At 39.6% G+C, this 18,235-nt stretch carries 17 protein-coding genes; 8 read left to right on the top strand and 9 right to left on the bottom strand.

The features are described 5' to 3' along the window. The first annotated feature begins 96 nt into the window (after positions 1-96). From HWV01_RS04735 to HWV01_RS04710, 6 genes are all read left to right on the top strand, one after another. Positions 97-837, top strand: coding sequence for an SURF1 family protein (locus tag HWV01_RS04735; protein WP_211674303.1), 741 nt, complete (start codon positions 97-99; stop codon positions 835-837). A gap of 2 nt (positions 838-839) precedes the next feature. Then, positions 840-1,370 (top strand): hypothetical protein, encoded by a 531-nt coding sequence (locus HWV01_RS04730; protein ID WP_211674302.1) that lies wholly within the window; start codon positions 840-842, stop codon positions 1,368-1,370. A 25-nt stretch (positions 1,371-1,395) separates the two neighbouring features. Next, positions 1,396-2,424: a heme A synthase gene (locus HWV01_RS04725; protein ID WP_211674301.1), complete on the top strand. Its 1,029-nt coding sequence runs from the start codon at positions 1,396-1,398 to the stop codon at positions 2,422-2,424. Next, positions 2,421-3,317, top strand: coding sequence for a heme o synthase (gene cyoE / locus HWV01_RS04720; RefSeq protein WP_211674300.1), 897 nt, complete (start codon positions 2,421-2,423; stop codon positions 3,315-3,317). The genes HWV01_RS04725 and cyoE overlap by 4 nt, the downstream gene beginning before the upstream one ends. A 349-nt stretch (positions 3,318-3,666) precedes the next feature. Further along, the gene (locus HWV01_RS04715) at positions 3,667-5,058 is read left to right on the top strand and encodes an L-serine ammonia-lyase (protein WP_211674299.1); all 1,392 of its coding nucleotides are present in this window, start codon (positions 3,667-3,669) and stop codon (positions 5,056-5,058) included. Positions 5,059-5,398: 340 nt separating this feature from the next. After that, on the top strand, positions 5,399-7,003 hold the full coding sequence (locus tag HWV01_RS04710) for a wax ester/triacylglycerol synthase family O-acyltransferase (RefSeq protein WP_211674298.1): 1,605 nt from the start codon (positions 5,399-5,401) through the stop codon (positions 7,001-7,003). Between the two features lie 41 nt (positions 7,004-7,044). Here the strand turns inward: HWV01_RS04710 and cysB are convergent, their stop codons facing one another. Next, the gene (gene cysB / locus HWV01_RS04705; protein WP_211674297.1) at positions 7,045-8,019 is read right to left on the bottom strand and encodes an HTH-type transcriptional regulator CysB; all 975 of its coding nucleotides are present in this window, start codon (positions 8,017-8,019) and stop codon (positions 7,045-7,047) included. A gap of 104 nt (positions 8,020-8,123) precedes the next feature. Here cysB and HWV01_RS04700 point away from each other — a divergent pair, with 104 nt between their 5' ends. After that, on the top strand, positions 8,124-8,861 hold the full coding sequence (locus HWV01_RS04700; protein ID WP_211674296.1) for a sensor histidine kinase KdpD: 738 nt from the start codon (positions 8,124-8,126) through the stop codon (positions 8,859-8,861). 56 nt (positions 8,862-8,917) lie between these two features. Beyond that, entirely contained in the window at positions 8,918-9,691 is a 774-nt protein-coding gene (locus tag HWV01_RS04695; protein WP_211674295.1) for a DNA repair protein, read from the top strand. A gap of 81 nt (positions 9,692-9,772) precedes the next feature. On the opposite strand, the gene HWV01_RS04690 is transcribed toward HWV01_RS04695, so the two are convergent. The 8 genes from HWV01_RS04690 to HWV01_RS04655 form a co-directional block, all read right to left on the bottom strand. Further along, positions 9,773-11,056: a CinA family nicotinamide mononucleotide deamidase-related protein gene (locus HWV01_RS04690; RefSeq protein ID WP_211674294.1), complete on the bottom strand. Its 1,284-nt coding sequence runs from the start codon at positions 11,054-11,056 to the stop codon at positions 9,773-9,775. Next, positions 11,056-12,246 carry a Bcr/CflA family multidrug efflux MFS transporter gene (locus HWV01_RS04685; protein ID WP_249185443.1) on the bottom strand — a complete coding sequence of 397 codons (1,191 nt, stop codon included), beginning with the start codon at positions 12,244-12,246 and terminating at the stop codon, positions 11,056-11,058. Before HWV01_RS04685 ends, HWV01_RS04690 begins: the two co-directional genes overlap by 1 nt. 104 nt (positions 12,247-12,350) lie before the next feature. Beyond that, positions 12,351-14,462, bottom strand: a complete 2,112-nt coding sequence (locus HWV01_RS04680; RefSeq protein ID WP_211674293.1) for a 6-hydroxymethylpterin diphosphokinase MptE-like protein — start codon at positions 14,460-14,462, stop codon at positions 12,351-12,353. Between the two features lie 9 nt (positions 14,463-14,471). Beyond that, complete coding sequence (locus HWV01_RS04675) at positions 14,472-14,792, bottom strand: hypothetical protein (protein ID WP_211674292.1); 321 nt, start codon at positions 14,790-14,792, stop codon at positions 14,472-14,474. Beyond that, positions 14,792-15,214, bottom strand: a complete 423-nt coding sequence (fliS, locus tag HWV01_RS04670; protein WP_211674291.1) for a flagellar export chaperone FliS — start codon at positions 15,212-15,214, stop codon at positions 14,792-14,794. Before fliS ends, HWV01_RS04675 begins: the two co-directional genes overlap by 1 nt. Before the next feature lie 48 nt (positions 15,215-15,262). Further along, positions 15,263-16,657 (bottom strand): flagellar filament capping protein FliD, encoded by a 1,395-nt coding sequence (fliD, locus tag HWV01_RS04665; protein WP_211674290.1) that lies wholly within the window; start codon positions 16,655-16,657, stop codon positions 15,263-15,265. A gap of 90 nt (positions 16,658-16,747) precedes the next feature. Beyond that, on the bottom strand, positions 16,748-17,161 hold the full coding sequence (locus HWV01_RS04660) for a flagellar protein FlaG (protein ID WP_211674289.1): 414 nt from the start codon (positions 17,159-17,161) through the stop codon (positions 16,748-16,750). Positions 17,162-17,220: 59 nt separating this feature from the next. Then, complete coding sequence (locus HWV01_RS04655) at positions 17,221-18,042, bottom strand: flagellin (protein ID WP_211674288.1); 822 nt, start codon at positions 18,040-18,042, stop codon at positions 17,221-17,223. Positions 18,043-18,235: the final 193 nt, after the last annotated feature.

Genomic DNA, 18,235 nt, shown 5'->3' with positions numbered 1-18,235 from the left:
TTTCCTACCATTTTTTAAAAATATCTCTATCCTTAATTATATGCTCAAGATGGGCATTTATAACATTATCCAAGCTGTTATTTTTTAAGGTTAAATATGCAGATTTTATTTAGCACTATGCAATGCTATAAATTCTCCAAACGCTTAATCAGTTTTTTTCTGTTTAGCCTACTCGCGATTGTCATTTGTATAAAATTAGGGTTATGGCAAGTCTCCCGTGCACAAGAAAAACAAGCGCTATTAGATATCAACCAACCAGCACTCACATCTCTCACTCAAATAACCGCAAGTAGTTTACATAGAGAGGTATCTTTATACGGTTATTTTGATAATGAAGCACCGATATTATTAGATAATCAAACTTACAATAAACAGTTTGGCTATCACTTGTATCTTCCCTTTCACAGCGATAAACAAATTATTCTCGTTAACCTTGGTTGGCTACCTGGTTCAACGTCACGTTCATTACTACCTGATATTCCGCAACTGACAGGACATTACCAGTTAGACGGGACTTTAAGTGCACAGCAAGGCTCACCTTTACTTCTCGGTGAGAATATCGCACCTACAACACAAGGGCCTTTGGTTATACAGCGTACCGATATACCTCAACTACGGACCACGCTAAACATACCTCTCAACCCACTACTATTACAGCTAAATCCAGATACGCACATCGGCTTTATCAAAACATGGACGATAACGGTCATGCCTCCCGCTAAACATACGGCTTATGCAGTCCAATGGTTTACTTTAGCATTCGCGTTAAGCCTATCTAGCGGCTATTGGTTAAAAAGATATCAAACTCAATATAAGAAAATGCAAGATAAGGATTAGTCATGCAGAAAAAACCATTATTCATCATCATGGGTTTATTTATAGCGCCCATTTTAATCGCTAAATTAGTGCTAGTTAATGACTGGTACCAAGGGGCTAAAACCAATACAGGAAAACTCTTATCACCACCACTAACCATGTCACAGCCACCACAAGCATGGTTACTGCTCTATAATCCAAGTGATAGATGCGCACAACAATGCCAACAGAGTTTATGGCAAATACAGCAAGTACATACATTACTGGCCGCCGAAGGAACGAGAGTACAGCGCTACCTAACGAAATACCCAGTAACCGTCATACCACCAGCAAACTTATCTCGCGAACACGTTGAAATATCAGCCCTAGAAAAATTGCAATTAAGTGAGATAAACCAAAACCAATTATCCACGGATATACTATATTTAGTTGATCCGCATGGAAATATCTTTATGCGCTATCAATACCCCGCAGATAGAGCGGCGGCAATAAAAGTATCAGCGGGCTTATTAAAGGATTTAAAACGCTTACTTAAAATATCTAAAATTGGATAAGTCAGCGAATATACAAGGATTGTCTATGTCAAAACTGCTCAACCTGACGATACTACTTGCCTTTCTAGTGATCGCGCTAGGGGCTTATACGCGCTTAACCGACGCTGGGCTTGGTTGCCCTGATTGGCCGGGCTGTTATGGTTTTAACTCTGTCCCTGCCAACGCACAAGATATCGCATCAGCTCAATTAGCTTATCCTGATAAACCACTGCATATCGAGAAAGCATGGAACGAAATGATCCACCGCTATATTGCAGGACTATTAGGCATACTTATCCTGCTTATTTTCATCACTTGTGGCAAGCGTAAACAACACGTTCCATTAGCGACTTTGCTAATCTTGTTAGTGCTATTTCAAGCTGCTTTAGGTATGTGGACAGTGACTATGAACTTGCAACCCATTATTGTCATGGGGCACCTATTAGGCGGGTTTAGTATTTTAGCACTACTTGTATTACTTCGATTACGGCTATCCAATATAAAAGGGACACTCATCCAAGCTACGCAAACACTAAATAACAAGGTTATATTACCAACACAGCGGCAACGGTTGATCCGGATCCAATTATATTGCGGCATTGCCCTGCCGATATTAATCATTCAAATTGCACTCGGTGGCTGGACAAGCTCAAATTACGCCGCCATTGTCTGCACTGACTTCCCAATATGCAACGGTGACTGGCTCAGCCGTTTTAACTTTAGCGATGTATTTAGCCTGAGTCCTTTGGCCGAAACTTATCAATACGGTGTGCGCGATACGATCGCCAGAATGAATATTCATGTTACTCATCGGATTTGGGCTGGTGTGACCTTCATTTTTTTACTATTAACCGCCTATCAATTATTTAAATCACAACCTGAAAAAAAAATCCGCCTTACGGCCAAAGTACTCGTTATCGTTTTATGTTTACAAGTCAGTCTGGGGATAGCAAACGTGTTTTTTCAATTACCACTGAGCATTGCTGTGGCACATAATTTAGTCGCTGCGATCCTACTCATCACCTTAGTAACCCTACTTTGGTTAAACCAACAGCAACTGCAAGAGGTGTTATGAATACGCAATCAATCAAATTAACGCTCACACCAAACTGGCGCGCATATTATCAACTAACGAAGCCCAAAGTCGTTGCCTTATTGTTATTGACCGCTTTAGTCGGGATGGTACTCGCCTTACCCGATTTACCTTCACTCAGTTTATTAGCTCCTGCATTAATCGGCATAGGGTTACTTTCTGCCGCCGCCGCAGCATACAATCATATTCTTGACCAGCGTATTGACGCCATCATGACCAGAACCCACCACCGGCCATTAGTACAAAATACCATTAGCACACCAAAAGCATTATTTTTTGCTACAAGTATGGCAATAATCGGTATGGCAACACTCTTTGTATTTGTAAATGCGTTAACCGCTTGGTTGACCTTTGCCAGCCTGATTGGTTATGCCGTCATTTATACTATGTACTTGAAGCGAGCTACACCACAAAATATCGCGATTGGCGGGCTAGCTGGTGCAACACCACCGCTGCTTGGCTGGACCGCAATGACGGGAGAAGTGACTGGGCAGGCATTATTATTGGTGATGATTATTTTCATTTGGACACCGCCACACTTTTGGGCACTGGCCATCCATAAAGAGAAAGAATACGCCAAGGCCAAGATACCTATGTTGCCCGTTACTCACGGCGCTGAGTACACTAAGACTCTGATATTGCTTTATACACTGCTATTACTCCCTGTAACCTGGCTACCTTGGCTCACCCAGTTAAGTGGTCTACTCTATTTAACTGGTTCTACTATCCTAGGGATAAGTTTTATTTATTACGCTTATCGCTTAAAATTCAGCCCTACGCGTAAAACTGCATTCCAAACATTTAAATTCTCAATCATACATTTAATGATGTTATTTATATTATTATTAGTTGATCACTGGATTATTAATTATTAACAGAAAAACACCCCAACCTCACTAAGCCATTAATTATTAAAGGTAATAATGACCCCATAAATTAACGTCATTATTACCTTGGCACTCGAAATATCTTCACTAAATAAATAAAGCAAAACTTTACACTGCAATTATGAAACATAATGAATTGTTATATGGGATCAATCTCTAAATAACAGTACGGACCGCTATATTGACAGTTGTGTTTTCCAATTAAAGCGCTATGATAACGACCTAAAAATTTGAGAGATTAAAAAAAAGTTTAGTCTCTATTTTCTGCCTAACAAGAGTCTGTTAGCGCGCTATTTATTTAAGCTTATATAACTTAAGCATCTGCTGAGGAATTACTATGATCAGTGTATTCGATATCTACAAAATTGGTATTGGTCCATCTAGTTCTCATACTGTTGGTCCAATGAAAGCTGCCAAACAATTTATCGACGACCTACGAGCGACAGGGAAGATCCGCGAAGTCACTCAAATCACAGTGGATGTGCATGGTTCATTATCGTTGACTGGTAAAGGTCACCACACTGATATTGCTATCATCATGGGTTTAGCAGGTAATTCACCTGAAACTGTTGATATTGATGCAATTCCAGAGTTTATCCACCGTGTTGAACAAACACGTCGTTTAACGATCGGTCTACAATGCCATACTGTTGATTTTCCCGCTTCAGCTATGAACTTTATCGATGAACCACTTGCACTACATGAAAACGGTTTGAAAATTCACGCATATATCGATGGTGAAGTTGCATTCGAAAAAACCTACTACTCTACCGGTGGTGGTTTCATCGTTGACGAAGAAAACTTCGGTTTAACACAAGGTGAAACTGCAGACGTTAAATATCCATTTAACAGTGCGGCAAAATTGGTTCAACACTGTCAAGATAATGCATTGTCGATCAGCGCACTAATGGCTGAAAATGAAAAATCATTCCGTACAGAACAAGAAACTCATCACTTGTTCTCTGGTATTTGGACTGCAATGGCTGAAGCTATTGAGCGCGGTTGTAAAACAGAAGGTTTACTCGCGGGTCCTTTACGTGTACCACGTCGTGCTGCAGCCCTTAAACGTCAGCTAGAAGCAAGTGATGGCTTTAACACTGATCCAATGACTATCATTGATTGGGTTAACATGTTTGCACTTGCAGTGAGTGAAGAAAATGCTGCTGGCGGCCGCGTCGTAACAGCACCAACAAACGGCGCTGCAGGTATCATCCCAGCAGTACTAGCATACTATGACAAGTTCATCCGTCCGTTAACACGTGATGAATACACTAAATTCTACCTAGCATCAGGTGCTATCGGTATCCTATACAAAACTAACGCATCTATCTCGGGCGCGGAAGTAGGTTGCCAAGGTGAAGTGGGTGTGTCTTGCTCAATGGCAGCGGCAGGTCTTGCTGAATTAATGGGTGCAAGTGCAGCTCAAGTTTGTGAAGCAGCTGAAATCGGCATGGAACATAACTTAGGTCTAACTTGTGATCCTGTTGGTGGCCAAGTACAAGTACCTTGTATCGAACGTAACGCGATTGCAGCAGTAAAAGCAATCAACGCTTCACGTATGGCTATGCGCCGTACGAGTGAGCCTTGTGTATCGTTAGACAAAGTTATCGAAACTATGTACGAAACAGGTAAAGACATGAATGCTAAATACCGTGAAACTTCACAAGGTGGTTTAGCAATTAAAGTATTAAATGTAGGCGACATCAAAAAAGCCCACACTTGTACTTAATCTGACTCTAACCTAAATAAGCATAAATTATTTGGGTCTAGATAAAGTAAAAGCCAGAATGTGCTCGTCACTATTCTGGCTTTTTTATACCACAAAGAAAGTAACCACAGACCACTCCATAACAGGCATTACGCTTCCCTCACCCCTTTGATTACGCATTTCTTTTAATACTCAGCAGCCTATGAGATAAACACTCATGCTTTTAGGTGTAAATAGCAGTGATTAACACCTAGGCTAATGACTTTACAACTTAATTATTCTCTACTCATTAGGTCACTTATTCTATTCAAATCGCACGACGTAGCTAGCTGTCCGCTCTGCAAAAATTAGGGAAATATTAATGAAAGCGCTCACTCTACCCGATATGGGGTTCCTATATTGCGAAACGGTATCACGGCCAAACCATGTAGCTGCAATGCAAATTTTTGATATTCCGGATGACTATCAAGCCGATTATGGTACAGACCTATATCAACAACTGATGCAATTCACACAAATAGAAAAACCTTTTAATTACAAACTATATACAGCTTACTCGGGCATGATGTACTGGCAAGAAGATGATAATGTAGACCTTGATTATCACGTCCGCCGCGTTCGTTTACCCCAACCTGGAACTCGAGAGCAACTCATCGAGTATATAGAACACGCTCACTCCAACCTGCTCGACCGTAACCGTCCATTATGGGAAATACATTTAATTTCAGGTCTCGCTAACAATCAATTTGCTGTTTATCTAAAAATGCATCACGCTTTCACCGACGGTGCTAAAGGTAACCAAATCATGCTTAGCTATTTATCACAACAAGCCGAAGGCCCATTACAAGCATTTTGGAGCTTAAAAGGTTTTGAGGGTAAACAACCGGATCCTGAAATAAAATCGAGTTTAGTGCATAAATTAAAACAAAACAGCACTTTATTAACAAAACAAGTTCGTGCAATACCTTCGATTATTGGACTTGGTTCTCGGCTATTATTACAAGCAGTCAACGTTTATAAAACCAATATACCAACGCCATTTACAGCACCAAAAACCCCTTTTTCAGTGAGTCCTAAACGTGCCCGTCGAGCCGCAACCAGCGTACTCCCACTATCGCGTGTAAAGAACATAGGAAAAATAGCGGGAACAACGATCAATGATGTAGTGGTGTGTATTTGTGATATCGCATTACATCGTTATTTATCCGGCCTTAATTATAAACTTAAGCAGCCGCTAACAGCACAAATCCCGGTGAACCTTAGGGCACTGAACGACACCATATCAAACAACCGCATTGCAATTACTATGGTGGAATTAGGTCACAGCAATACAACTCCTCTCTCTCGATTGATGGCCATTAAAGAGTCTTGTGATAAATTAAAAAAAGAAGCAAGGTCATTATCAGATGAAGCGCTAACGAGTTACACATTAGCAAGCCAGGGGTTAGCAATAATCAGTGAGTTATTGAAACTCGATGATGTGTTACCACCGGTCGGTAATGTACTCATCTCTAATGTGCCTGGACCGCGTAAGCCCGTTTATATGATGGGCGCGGAAATGCAGGAATGCTTCCCGTTATCAGCATTGCCACCTGGCATGTCACTGAATATAACACTGTATAGTTACATGAATAATCTCAATGTTGGTTTAATCGCATGTCGAACAAATCTGCCTGACCTGACGAAATTATCCGGTTACATCGAAGATGCATTTACAGAGTTAGAACAAGTCGTAATGAGTAGTGCTATCGATATTGTTAGCGAACAAATCACACGGCTTACCCATGATGATAGCCTGTCACAAAGTATGCATGCGTTAATTAGTGTGATTAACGATAATGCTTGCTCTACCGTCGTGCAGGGGTCTGCGAAGAAAGAAGTGAGGAAAATAAAAAGTAATCATAAAAGTACAGTCAAAAAGAAGCCAAAAAAAGTAACTAAACAGGCTGAAAATACCCTCGGCTAAGTACAAGGTGTTAGCCGAGTGAATACTATCTAGTTATCTAGTTACCTCGTTGATAGCTGGATATCTTTAAACATCTCATCAATCTCTTCTGCTGTTTTTAACATAATCGCTTTATCAACAATATCTCGCGTTAAATGCGGTGCAAATCGTTCCATAAAATCATACATGTAAGTACGTAAGAACGTCCCTTTACGGAAACCAATTTTAGTCGTACTCGAGGTAAATAAATGACTTGCATCGATGCGTACTAAATCATCATCAATTTCGTCATCAAATGCCATTGTCGCTAAAACACCGACACCAATGCCTAATTTCACGTATGTTTTAATCACGTCAGCATCGGTTGCGGTAAAGACAATTTTAGGCTCTAAGCCCGCTTCATCAAACGCACAATCTAATTCTGAACGACCAGTAAAACCAAATACATAAGTCACCAATGAATATTTTGCTATATCTTCAACCGTGATCTTACCAACTTTCGTTAATGGGTGACCCGGTTTAACAATAATTGAACGGTTCCAGTGATAGCAAGGCAGCATTACCAAGTCGCTGTATAAATGCAATGCTTCAGTGGCGATAGCAAAATCAGCAGTACCTTTAGAAACTGAATCACTGATTTGTGCAGGTGTACCTTGATGCATATTTAGTGATACATCAGGATAACGTTCAATAAAGCCTTTAATTACTTTTGGTAATGCATAACGCGCTTGGGTATGCGTAGTCGAGATATTTAACGTACCTTTAGAGGGGTGCGTATGTTGACTGGCAACAGCTTTAATACTCTCAACTTTGCCTAGAATATCAGCAGCAATACGAATAATATCTTTACCAGCAGGTGTCACTTTAGTGAGGTGCTTACCGCTACGCTCGAAGATCTGTACACCGAGTTCATCTTCTAACATACGAACTTGTTTACTAATGCCAGGTTGCGAAGTATAAAGACTTTCTGCTGTCGCAGACACATTCAAATTGTGATTTAGGACTTCAACTATGTATCTAAATTGCTGTAACTTCATTTGTGATGTGCTCTATATACCAAATAATTAATTGTATTCTAACAAAACAATAGCAGAATACTGTTATTTCTTCTTAATAATATATCCTAGGGGTAATTACTTTTATGCCGAACAACAATATGATGACCCCTTTAAACGATAACATTAAACCAAGTAAAGACACAGTTGATTATGCGTTGATCCTAACATCTGCGGTACATGATATGAAAAATTCATTGTGCCTCTTATTACAATCAATTGAATCTATGTCTGCAGATATCCCCCCCTCGCAAGATGACCGTAAACATGGCGCTAAACTCGCTGATTTACACTATGAAGTATTACGTCTTAATAGCGGCTTAATCCAAGTACTTTCTTTATACCGTGATGAACATGATCAGCTACCATTAAACATTACTGAATGCTTTATTTCAGATTATTTCAATGAGTTTTGCATTAAAAATCAGATGTATAGTGACACTCATAACATTGAAATTAATATCGATATCGATATCGATCTCGCTTGGTATTGTGATCACAATTTAATTAGTTACTTATTATCAGATGTATTCATCAATGCATTACGCTACAGCAAAGGACAAATCCTCGTAACGGCGAATGTCGTCAATAAACAGCTTGTGATCGAAATTGCCGATAATGGCGATGGCTACCCTGACAGCATGTTACAAGCACAACACTGTGCAATGGGCGAGTTAAGTTGTAAGCAAGGGCGTACTGGGTTAGGCTTGTATTTTGCTCGATTAATTGCTAGCGCGCATATAATTAAAGGGGAAATAGGACATATCGCGCTAAAAAATGGTGGTAGTCTTGGTGGGGGTATCTTCACGTTAACACTACCTTAACTAAAGTATTTATAGTAACATCTTATATATCGCAGCAAAATTAGGTCTATTATACAATGAAGTTCACTCTTATGATTATCGCGATTGCTGTCCTACTATTTTTGGTGATCGGTTATAACATCATCTTACAATACAAGCGTAAAGCTGAAACCGAAAAACGCCAGATAATCATAAAACACAGACAAGTAATTGAAGAAGCTGAAGAACTGCTGCTAAACTCAACATCACTACCTTACAGTAAAGTACTTACGTTAGTGCTACATAGCCGTATGCATGACTCACTTACAGCGACATTACAAATGGACCCTTCCCTACCACAAGTCCGTCAACGCTTAGTTAATGTTAAAGCGCAAATGGCCCAATTAAAAGATGCACCAGCACAGACTGAAAACAAAATGTTTCGCTCTCCGAATTCAGATCGAGAAGCGATTATATTATTACAACAAATTAAAAAAATTCGCGCAGTATTACGTGTCGAGCATGCAAAAAGCAAACTTAATACCCAAACATTTGTGATTGAAGATCGTAAACTTGAACTGATGCAACTTAACGTCAACATTGATAATTTATTGAAGCGGGCTTATGAAGCACGGGCAACGAGTCAATTCGGCTCTTGTAAGCAATTACTCCGTAAAGGTATAGATACCTTAAATAATATTAATGATAAAAATGAATCACTTATTAACAAACACCAAACACTCACCTCTTTACTTAATGAGGTGAACGAACAACTTACTCAAGCTTCATCAGATGATTTAAAAGATCGCCAAGAAAAAGAAAACGAAAAGAATGAATTAGATCTGCTGTTTCAACCTAAACAGAAATGGTAACGAATTGCGCAGTGATTATTTGATAACTTAAATCATCACTGCGCAGCTAGAATAATATAATCTACAAATTGTAATACCGCACTAACAGCTCACAGTATCACAACAGCCTCGGCGCTCTATCGAACCAAATTCTGCCGCTAAACTTAATCCCAACAACTCTCTTCTCAACATATCTAAAGCTACGTATAACGCCACCGTTCTGATCCCTTGACGACTCCATCGCGGGATAAATAGCAACTGACTGTAAGTATGTGCCTTACTCGCCAGAGCAAACGCAACCGTGCCGACTGGTTTTGCTTCGCTACCGCCACCTGGACCAGCAATACCGGACACAGCAATACCAAAGTCAACCCCTGCATTCAGCATCGCGCCTTCAGCCATCTCGGCAGCAACCTCTATTGAAACAGCTCCGTGGTTAGCTATCGTCGTTTCATCGACATTGACTAAACGACTCTTAGATTCATTACTATAAGTAACATGACTCGAATCGAGGTAACCAGAGCTACCCGCGACAGCAATTAATTCACTCGCGATAAGTCCACCAGTACAAGATTCCGCAAGCGATAATGTTTGCCCTTTTTCGAGTATTATATTTTGCAAGTATTGTGCAAACGAATAATCCCCTTCGTACAGCACAAACTCACCAAGCTCTGCAAGTACTCGCTCTCTAGCCTTCGCTAAATCAGCTTGGACTATCGATAATAATTTCACTTCAACAGTCGGAAAATCAACCCGGAAACCCAACGTAATTGACTGGGGAAGTGACAATGCGGCTAAGCGCTCATTCAACACAGATTCCGAGATACCAAATGTTTTAATCTTAATTAAAGTAGGTATTTTTACTGGCGTAAAACGTTGTTGGATATCGGGTAGTATTTGCTCGGTAACCATGTGTTTGAATTCACTTGGCACCCCAGGAGTAAAGTAAAAGCGAGCACGATTAAATTGAAAACTAAAACCACATGCAGTGCCAACAGGATTATCAACCACTTCGCTACCTTGTGGCAACCAAGCTTGTTTTTCATCACTCACAGACAAAGTACGATTAGATTTGGCATATTTAGCCACTAAATGAGCGAACCACTCTTGAGAGAATGTTAATGGTACGCCCATCGCTTTCGCCGCGGCTTCAGCACTTAAATCATCTGATGTTGGACCTAAGCCGCCATTCATGATCACCACATCAGCACGAAGGCTTGTTTCCGTAATAATATCAATGAGAGATTCAAGATCATCCGCAACCGTATGACGGCGCGTAAACTCACGACCTTGATGAAAAAAAGATTGTGATATCCATGCCGCATTGGTATCGACAATTTGACCTGATAATACTTCGTCGCCAGTACTAATAAATTCAATCCGCATTAACTGTCCTTATTATTTGCTCTACCCGTCAGTATAAAATAACTGAGGAAAGATAATATACCACAACCACTAATCACCATGATCATAGGCAATGGTGTTCCATCATGTAAGATGCTGATAATTAAACCTGCTATAGCACCAAACCCAAATCGGATCGTCGCAGACAACGCTGAAGCGGTCCCCGATATATGAGGGAATTCGGCTAATACTCCCGTCATCACATTCGAACCGATTAAACTAATCAATGATATATAAGCCACGGTCGAAATTACCAGACCAACTAAGCCAAACGTTAGGTTTACATTTATCACCCAAAATAATACCGAAATCACCGCACTAATTATAATACCCGCGCGTAATATTTGTTGATAACCATAACGCATCACAATCTTGGCATTCATCCATGTCACGACCATCATGCCGAGAATATTACAGGCAAAAAGGTAACCATAACTTTGTGCATCAATACCAAAATAATCGATATAAACAAATGGTGAAGCAGTTAAAAAGGCAAACATACCAGACACATTAAACGCGCCACACAGCATTAAACCAAGCACTTTTCGATTACATAAAATCAGCCAATAATTACGAAATACCTGCGGTAAATTAAACGCGACCCGACGTTCTTTCGGTAATGTTTCTTTAATACCGATAGCACTCACCACAATACATAACACAGTAATAATCCCGAGCAGCACAAATATGCTGTGCCAGCTAAACCACACTAATAGCTGCGCACCAATTAACGGAGCAACTAACGGCGCTAATGTCATTGATAATACAACATAAGACATCATTTTAGAAAACAATGAACCAGAGAATAGATCACGCAGCAGTGAGCTAACCACCACTGATGCAGCACCGCCACCTATCGCTTGCAATAACCGTAACCACTTAAATTGTTCGATTGAATCACCGTAAACAATGCCAATACTGGCAATTAAATAAGTAATTAGTCCACAGATAAGCACAGGTTTACGGCCATAACTATCAGCCAGTGGGCCATAAAAAAGCTGACCAATTGCAAAACCTAGTAGATAGGTACTAAGGGTTGTTTGAATAATCTCAATAGAGACATTAAAATCGCTCGCAATACTTGGCATCGCGGGCAGGTACATATCAACAGCAAGGGGCGTTAATGCGGATAATAGTGCAAGGAAAGGGATTAAAAAATATGTTTTCATCATAAGCCAAACTGTTTGAATGGCTTATGATTATACCTAAGTAATAGTAATATGCAGTTTTATCCTTCGACTTTCACCTTACTTAACTAAAATAAAACTAACGTCTGCTATTTCCAAATATCTGAAATATCCGTTTGATCGACTTCAAACAGTTCTCGCTTATATTTCACCTTCGCTTCTTCAAGGTAGTTAATATAAATATCGATGCCCTGCTGATAATAAACCAGGCCTTGCTCAGCGTCTGCTGGTAACAATAACATTTTAATGAGTGCAGCATGACAATGCTGTAACGTACCGTTTAATAACTCAACTAAGAACGCATGCTTCGTCTTAAGCTGGCTATTTAATAACATAAATTGTTGTTGTAGTTGCCCTAATGCATCATAACGGCTGGTAACGGGTGAATTAACCATCGCAATCATTTTATCGACAAAATGGACAAATATATCCTGCTCTAAGACCGCACTGTACTGCTTCGCTAACACCGTCGTATCTGCAGAATAATGCGCCAATATACGATCAACCAATTCAGTTTTATCAAACACTTCATCTGTCAATACAACATCGGCCTGATGAGTTGGTATGGCATTTTCAATCTTGATACCATTGCCAAGGTTGTAGCATTTGACATCTGGATAAAAGTCTAATAACTCGCCCATACCTTTGGCAGACATTTGGAAAATCATTGTCGTTTCAACTTCTTCAACATGATTACCAGGAGAGACGAAACCAGATAGTTTTTTCTTATCGAATAATAACTTATCTTCTCCAGATTCATGGTAATAAATACTTTTTTTACTGTGATGCGCATCACCAGAAAAGCCAAGATCAATGCCAAACAAATAAATGTTTTTAAAACCCATTCGCGTGAAATAAGATAAGGCTAAATTAGACACCGTAGGATTAGCAAAGACCAATTGCGTTAAATTATCACTGTCACAGCCTAACTCTGAATTCAGAATTATTTCAGTTGAGGGTTCTTGTAATTTTAACCCCATCAAGCTGCGATCAAATAAATTGAGCACATCTGGTGTCACAGTGTTTAGCGTTAAGAGTGGAATTGATCTTAAATAGGCATCATCAGCAACCGATTTCAAAACCGTATAGGTCACCTTAGTACGCTCCATCTCTAGATGGAAGTCAGGGGTAATACCATATTGCTGCAAAGCACGAATGGTCGTCCCCCCACTAACAAGTAATACCTTGTCTCGATTTTCTCGAATATAATCAATGTGCTCATCAAGTGAGGGACCATTCCCTAATATAAACACAGATCGTGTTGCACATTCCGGTAATGGCTCTACGTTCGCTAACAAAGGTACATGACTATTTAAGGTATGATACTGATGTGCCAGCGCCATTAAGCTATCATCAAAAAAGCCTAAACCGAACGCGACATGGAAATTTTTCTGATTGAACTTTTCTAACGCGCTATTTGTTTGCTCTGTTTGGTAATGCTGATAACAAAAACTAAATGTCGAATCATAACGACCTTTAGTCATTAATTGATACGAAATGTCATTAAAAAAGACATCTTCATCTGCCCCGAGGCATAAATGTAAACTGCTGCCACTATCATCCAAACGTTGCAGAATATCAGCCCAATCTAGCGTAAATAAACTCGCATAGAAAAAATCATTCTCAGGTTCATAAATATATAACCGTTTCACACTGTGCTTGCTGAGCATTTCAGGTAAGAAATAGCCCAAACCTAAGCCGAAACACACCATCATATTAACCGCTTCAGGCAAGACAAATTCTTCTTTATGTTTGCTATTAATCCCCTTTAATGCCCTAATAAATTGATTAAGATATTTCACATGAATGAAATCAGCAGCACTCTCGATCTCTTCCGAAAAATCAATACGAGCCAATTGAGGATTAACTCGAAACTGCTCAAAATCAATCAAACTATCATGAAAATAATCTTCACCTAATACCACGTTATTATCCACATCAACCAAATGTAATGCGTCATCAACCCTCGTTAATTCAAATTTAGTTGGTTGATAATTGACAAAAGATTGGTAAATATCGGGAATGTACTGCTCAAACGCACGCATATTCGTCTGGTATAAAGCGATAGGGTCTGCGCTAGGTTGTTCTTTAGCATTAATCGCATCGATGGCATGAGCCAGGCTCACCTGCTTTTTACGCTGTTGCTGTTGTACTTCTAGCGCAGCAATGTGTGCGGCAATATCGTGATTTAAATGGTCCATAATAACAACCTAAAATTGTTTAATAGTAAGATAGCGATTAATTGATTTAGCACTACGCTTAGTGATAACTTGCTGTGATTCAAGGGCTAATTTCGATTTTTTTAATGATGCGATTTGCGTTTGGTCATCCGCCATTAACTGAGTAAGAAAAGCATGGGTATTAAGAGATTGAGCAGGGTTTGAACGCGTGACTAACTGCTCAATTAAAACCTGACGTTGGATTAATAGTTGATCACATTCAGCCAACAGCTCTTCTATAATTGCTTGCTTTGCTTGCGCGGAGATAGCCGATATTTTCGCCATTAATTCAACGTCAGTGGCATTCATCATTAAGCACCGCTAGCTTGCTTGCGAATCGATTCCGCTTTTTCTTTTTCCGCTTGAGGAATGTTTAACCATGCATCTTTAATCGGTGTGACTAATTCTGTGATTTCATCTAGCGGTTCAACTGAACGCTCTAATGACGCATCATTTAAACGCACTTGTATATAACGATAAAGCGCATCAAAGTTTTCACCAATCTCGGGATGAATCTTATGGTTAATACCATCGATCAGACCAGATGTAATATTAATTGATTTATTAATAGATTTGGCTTTACCTTCAATATCTTTACGTAAAATACAGCCTTTTGTTACCGCTACAGAATCTAATAACCCCTGTAACAACATAAAAATCACTTGGTGGTTATCAGCAGTAGAAATACCACTTTCTCGGCTGACTTGCTGATAACGTCTTATATTAGCTCTCATGTTTTTTACCTAACTATTGATTTATTTAAATACCAAAAAATAATATGATTAACCTAATACACTACGAATATAATCACCGGTGGCATTATAACGTGACACCGTATTATCTAAAGCGGTATATTTCTTCCGTAATGTATCTTCAAATGATGTAATGTGGCGATCCAATTTATCGCGATCATCCCCAATACCACGTAAATTATCATTCAGCATATTTTCCTGCTGAGAAATCATCCCCCGATTTCCCAAATTGTTTGCCAACACGCGATTCACTTGTGCCGCAATACCATTATTCCCTGCAAAAAGTTTGCCAAGATCATCTAATGAGTTATTTACTGCATCATTTAAGCGTTGAGTACCAGACTTAGACCCATGCATACCAAACGGATTAACCGCTAACAACCCACCTTCTTCTAACGAAATACCTGCGCCGTATAAGGTGTTTAGTTTCTTATTGGCATCATTAACCACGCCGCCGGTAATACTCTGCAGTTGCTGTTTGATACTTCGTGCGCTTGAGTCATACTTCAAGACACCCGTCTCAGGGTGGGTCAATACATTGATACTCTCCATCAAGGTATTATAACCATCTACAAAGCCGTAAATGAGTTCTTGCACCGCAGCGTGGTCTGTCGACGTTGAAAAATTGGCAGGCTCGTTCAGTTTAGTCAAACTATTGGCAGTAATAGTGACGCCTGATACTGCATGATTAAAGACATTAGTATCTTTGGTTATAGTATTTCCATCCACCGTAATAATCGCATCGGTAGCAGGGTGGCCACCCATACTGGATGAAATAATACTCAAGCTCGAATCTGAGGTGAAAACGGCTAAATCATTTTCTTTACCGCTTTTTTCTGAGGTATAGACAATTTTAGCCCCCAGATCAGAGCTAATTACATTGGCACTAATACCGTAGTTGTCAGGCGCATCGTTAATTTTTTTCTGAATATCTTGTAAAGTATCAGTGACATTAACATTCACTTGGAAAGTATCTTTACCTGCATCAAAGTACAGCATGCCCTGCCCAGGTTTGGTTTCTCGATCAGGTAAAAAATCAGACTCCAATCGCGCACCCTGTGCAAGTTGTTTCACTTCAACATCAAATGCACCTTTTGGTACCACACCTTTCGTTTTAATAGTAATAGGCAACGCAGCGCTATCTACACCGTTACCGGCAGTGGTTTGCTCGACATTTCGGCCTTGATAATTAATATTAGTTTTACTTTGATAAAAAGAGTCCAGATTACCCAATTGGCCAGTAATGGCCTTAAAGTCGGCCAAGCCCGCTTTCAAAGTGCCAATACCAGATAATTCCGTTGTAAGGTCGGTTTCTTTCTTGTTTAAGCGTGTTTCTTTTGGCGTTTTTTCAGCAGTTACAAATGTTGAAATGATCGTTTCCAGATCTAAACCTGAACCTGAACCTGCCATCGTAATACCGGCCATGTGTATCCTTAATTTTCATCAATAGTAATGCGATAGGCAAACAATTGCCTATCGCATTAAACATCAGACTATTTTATCTCGCTGTATTAATCAAACCATCTCATCGAATAAGAGACCTGAACTAGCTGATATATTGTCTTGAAATTGTTCAATGTTAGCGACCATCTTTAAAACCGCTTCTGATGGTAGTTCTTTCAGTGTTTCACCACTTTCAGGATCAACAATTTTAACGACCATACGGCCAGTATCACCATGAACACTAAAGTTTAGCTTCTTATTATTAACATCAAAATTAGCTTGTAGCGTATCCTTTGCTTCAAGCAATTTTTGTTCCAAATTTATATCATTCGCTATTTTTGGTTCAGATAATGAATTTTCGATCGGTAAAACTTGTTCGATTGGTGAAATTAAAACGGCAGGATTCGTTATGACAGGTTCTTTTGTCACAACAGGGTCAGGATTAAAACGAATGCTCTTATGATCCATATTATTATCAATGGACATGGTAACCCCCAAAGACCAAAATGCCCTGCAAAGTGCAGGGCAAATATAAACCTAAACGATTAAAGCAGTGATAGCGCTACTTGTGAGGTTTGATTGGCTTGGCTTAACATCGAACTTGCCGCCTGTTGCTGTACTTGAGTTTGTGCCAGTTTAGCTGACTCGGCAGCAAAATCAGTATCAACAATACGTGATTTAGACGCTGATACATTTTCAGAGATATTGCTGATGTTACGAATCGTTGATGAAAAACGGTTTTGTTTCGCACCTAGATCAGCACGTGTACCCGTTACAGTTTCAAGCGCTGCATCGAGAGCCGTAATTGCTGATTGTGCGCCACCAGCAGATGAAACATTCGTTGTAGTACTACCCACAGCCAACGCTGTCGCATCCATACTTGTTGTCATTTTTAATGTAATGGTTTGGTTCGCATCAGCACCGACTTGAATCTCACGATTGAAATTACCATCAAGTAACTTTTCACCACCAAACGTTGTATCCGTTGATACACGCGTAATTTCAGTTTGTAATTCATTGAATTCTGATTGCAATGCATTACGATCAGCTTGAGAGTTTGAACCATTCGAAGATTGAATTGAAATTACACGCATACGTTGTAACATGTTCGTTGTTTCGTCTAGCGCACCTTCCGCGGTTTGCGCCATTGAAATACCGTCATTTGCATTTCGAGATGCTTGGTTTAAACCATTGACTTGTGACTCTAAACGAGAACCGATTTGTAAACCAGCAGCATCATCCGCAGCGCTATTGATACGCTTACCAGATGATAAACGTTGGAAAGAAGTCTGTAATTCGTTGGTAGCATTACCTAAATGACGTTGTGAATTTAAAGATGCTACATTGGTATTTACATAAACAGCCATATTCGTCTCCTAAAAGAAATCCTGTAAAGGACTGCTGTGTATATAAAATACAGCCCTTATTAATAATCAGTTATTTGTATCGTCATGAAAGTTATCGACAATAAAAATACATCCTTTAGAGTTATTTTTAATTTTTATTTAATTTATTTCCAATTCACTTCGAAACTTGAACTGGCATCCACATTTAACTGTT

The organism is Moritella sp. 5 (genome assembly GCF_018219455.1).
Classification (GTDB): domain Bacteria; phylum Pseudomonadota; class Gammaproteobacteria; order Enterobacterales; family Moritellaceae; genus Moritella.
The sequence above is the reverse complement of the archived record's forward strand: the minus strand, read 5'-3'. Positions and strand labels throughout refer to the sequence as shown.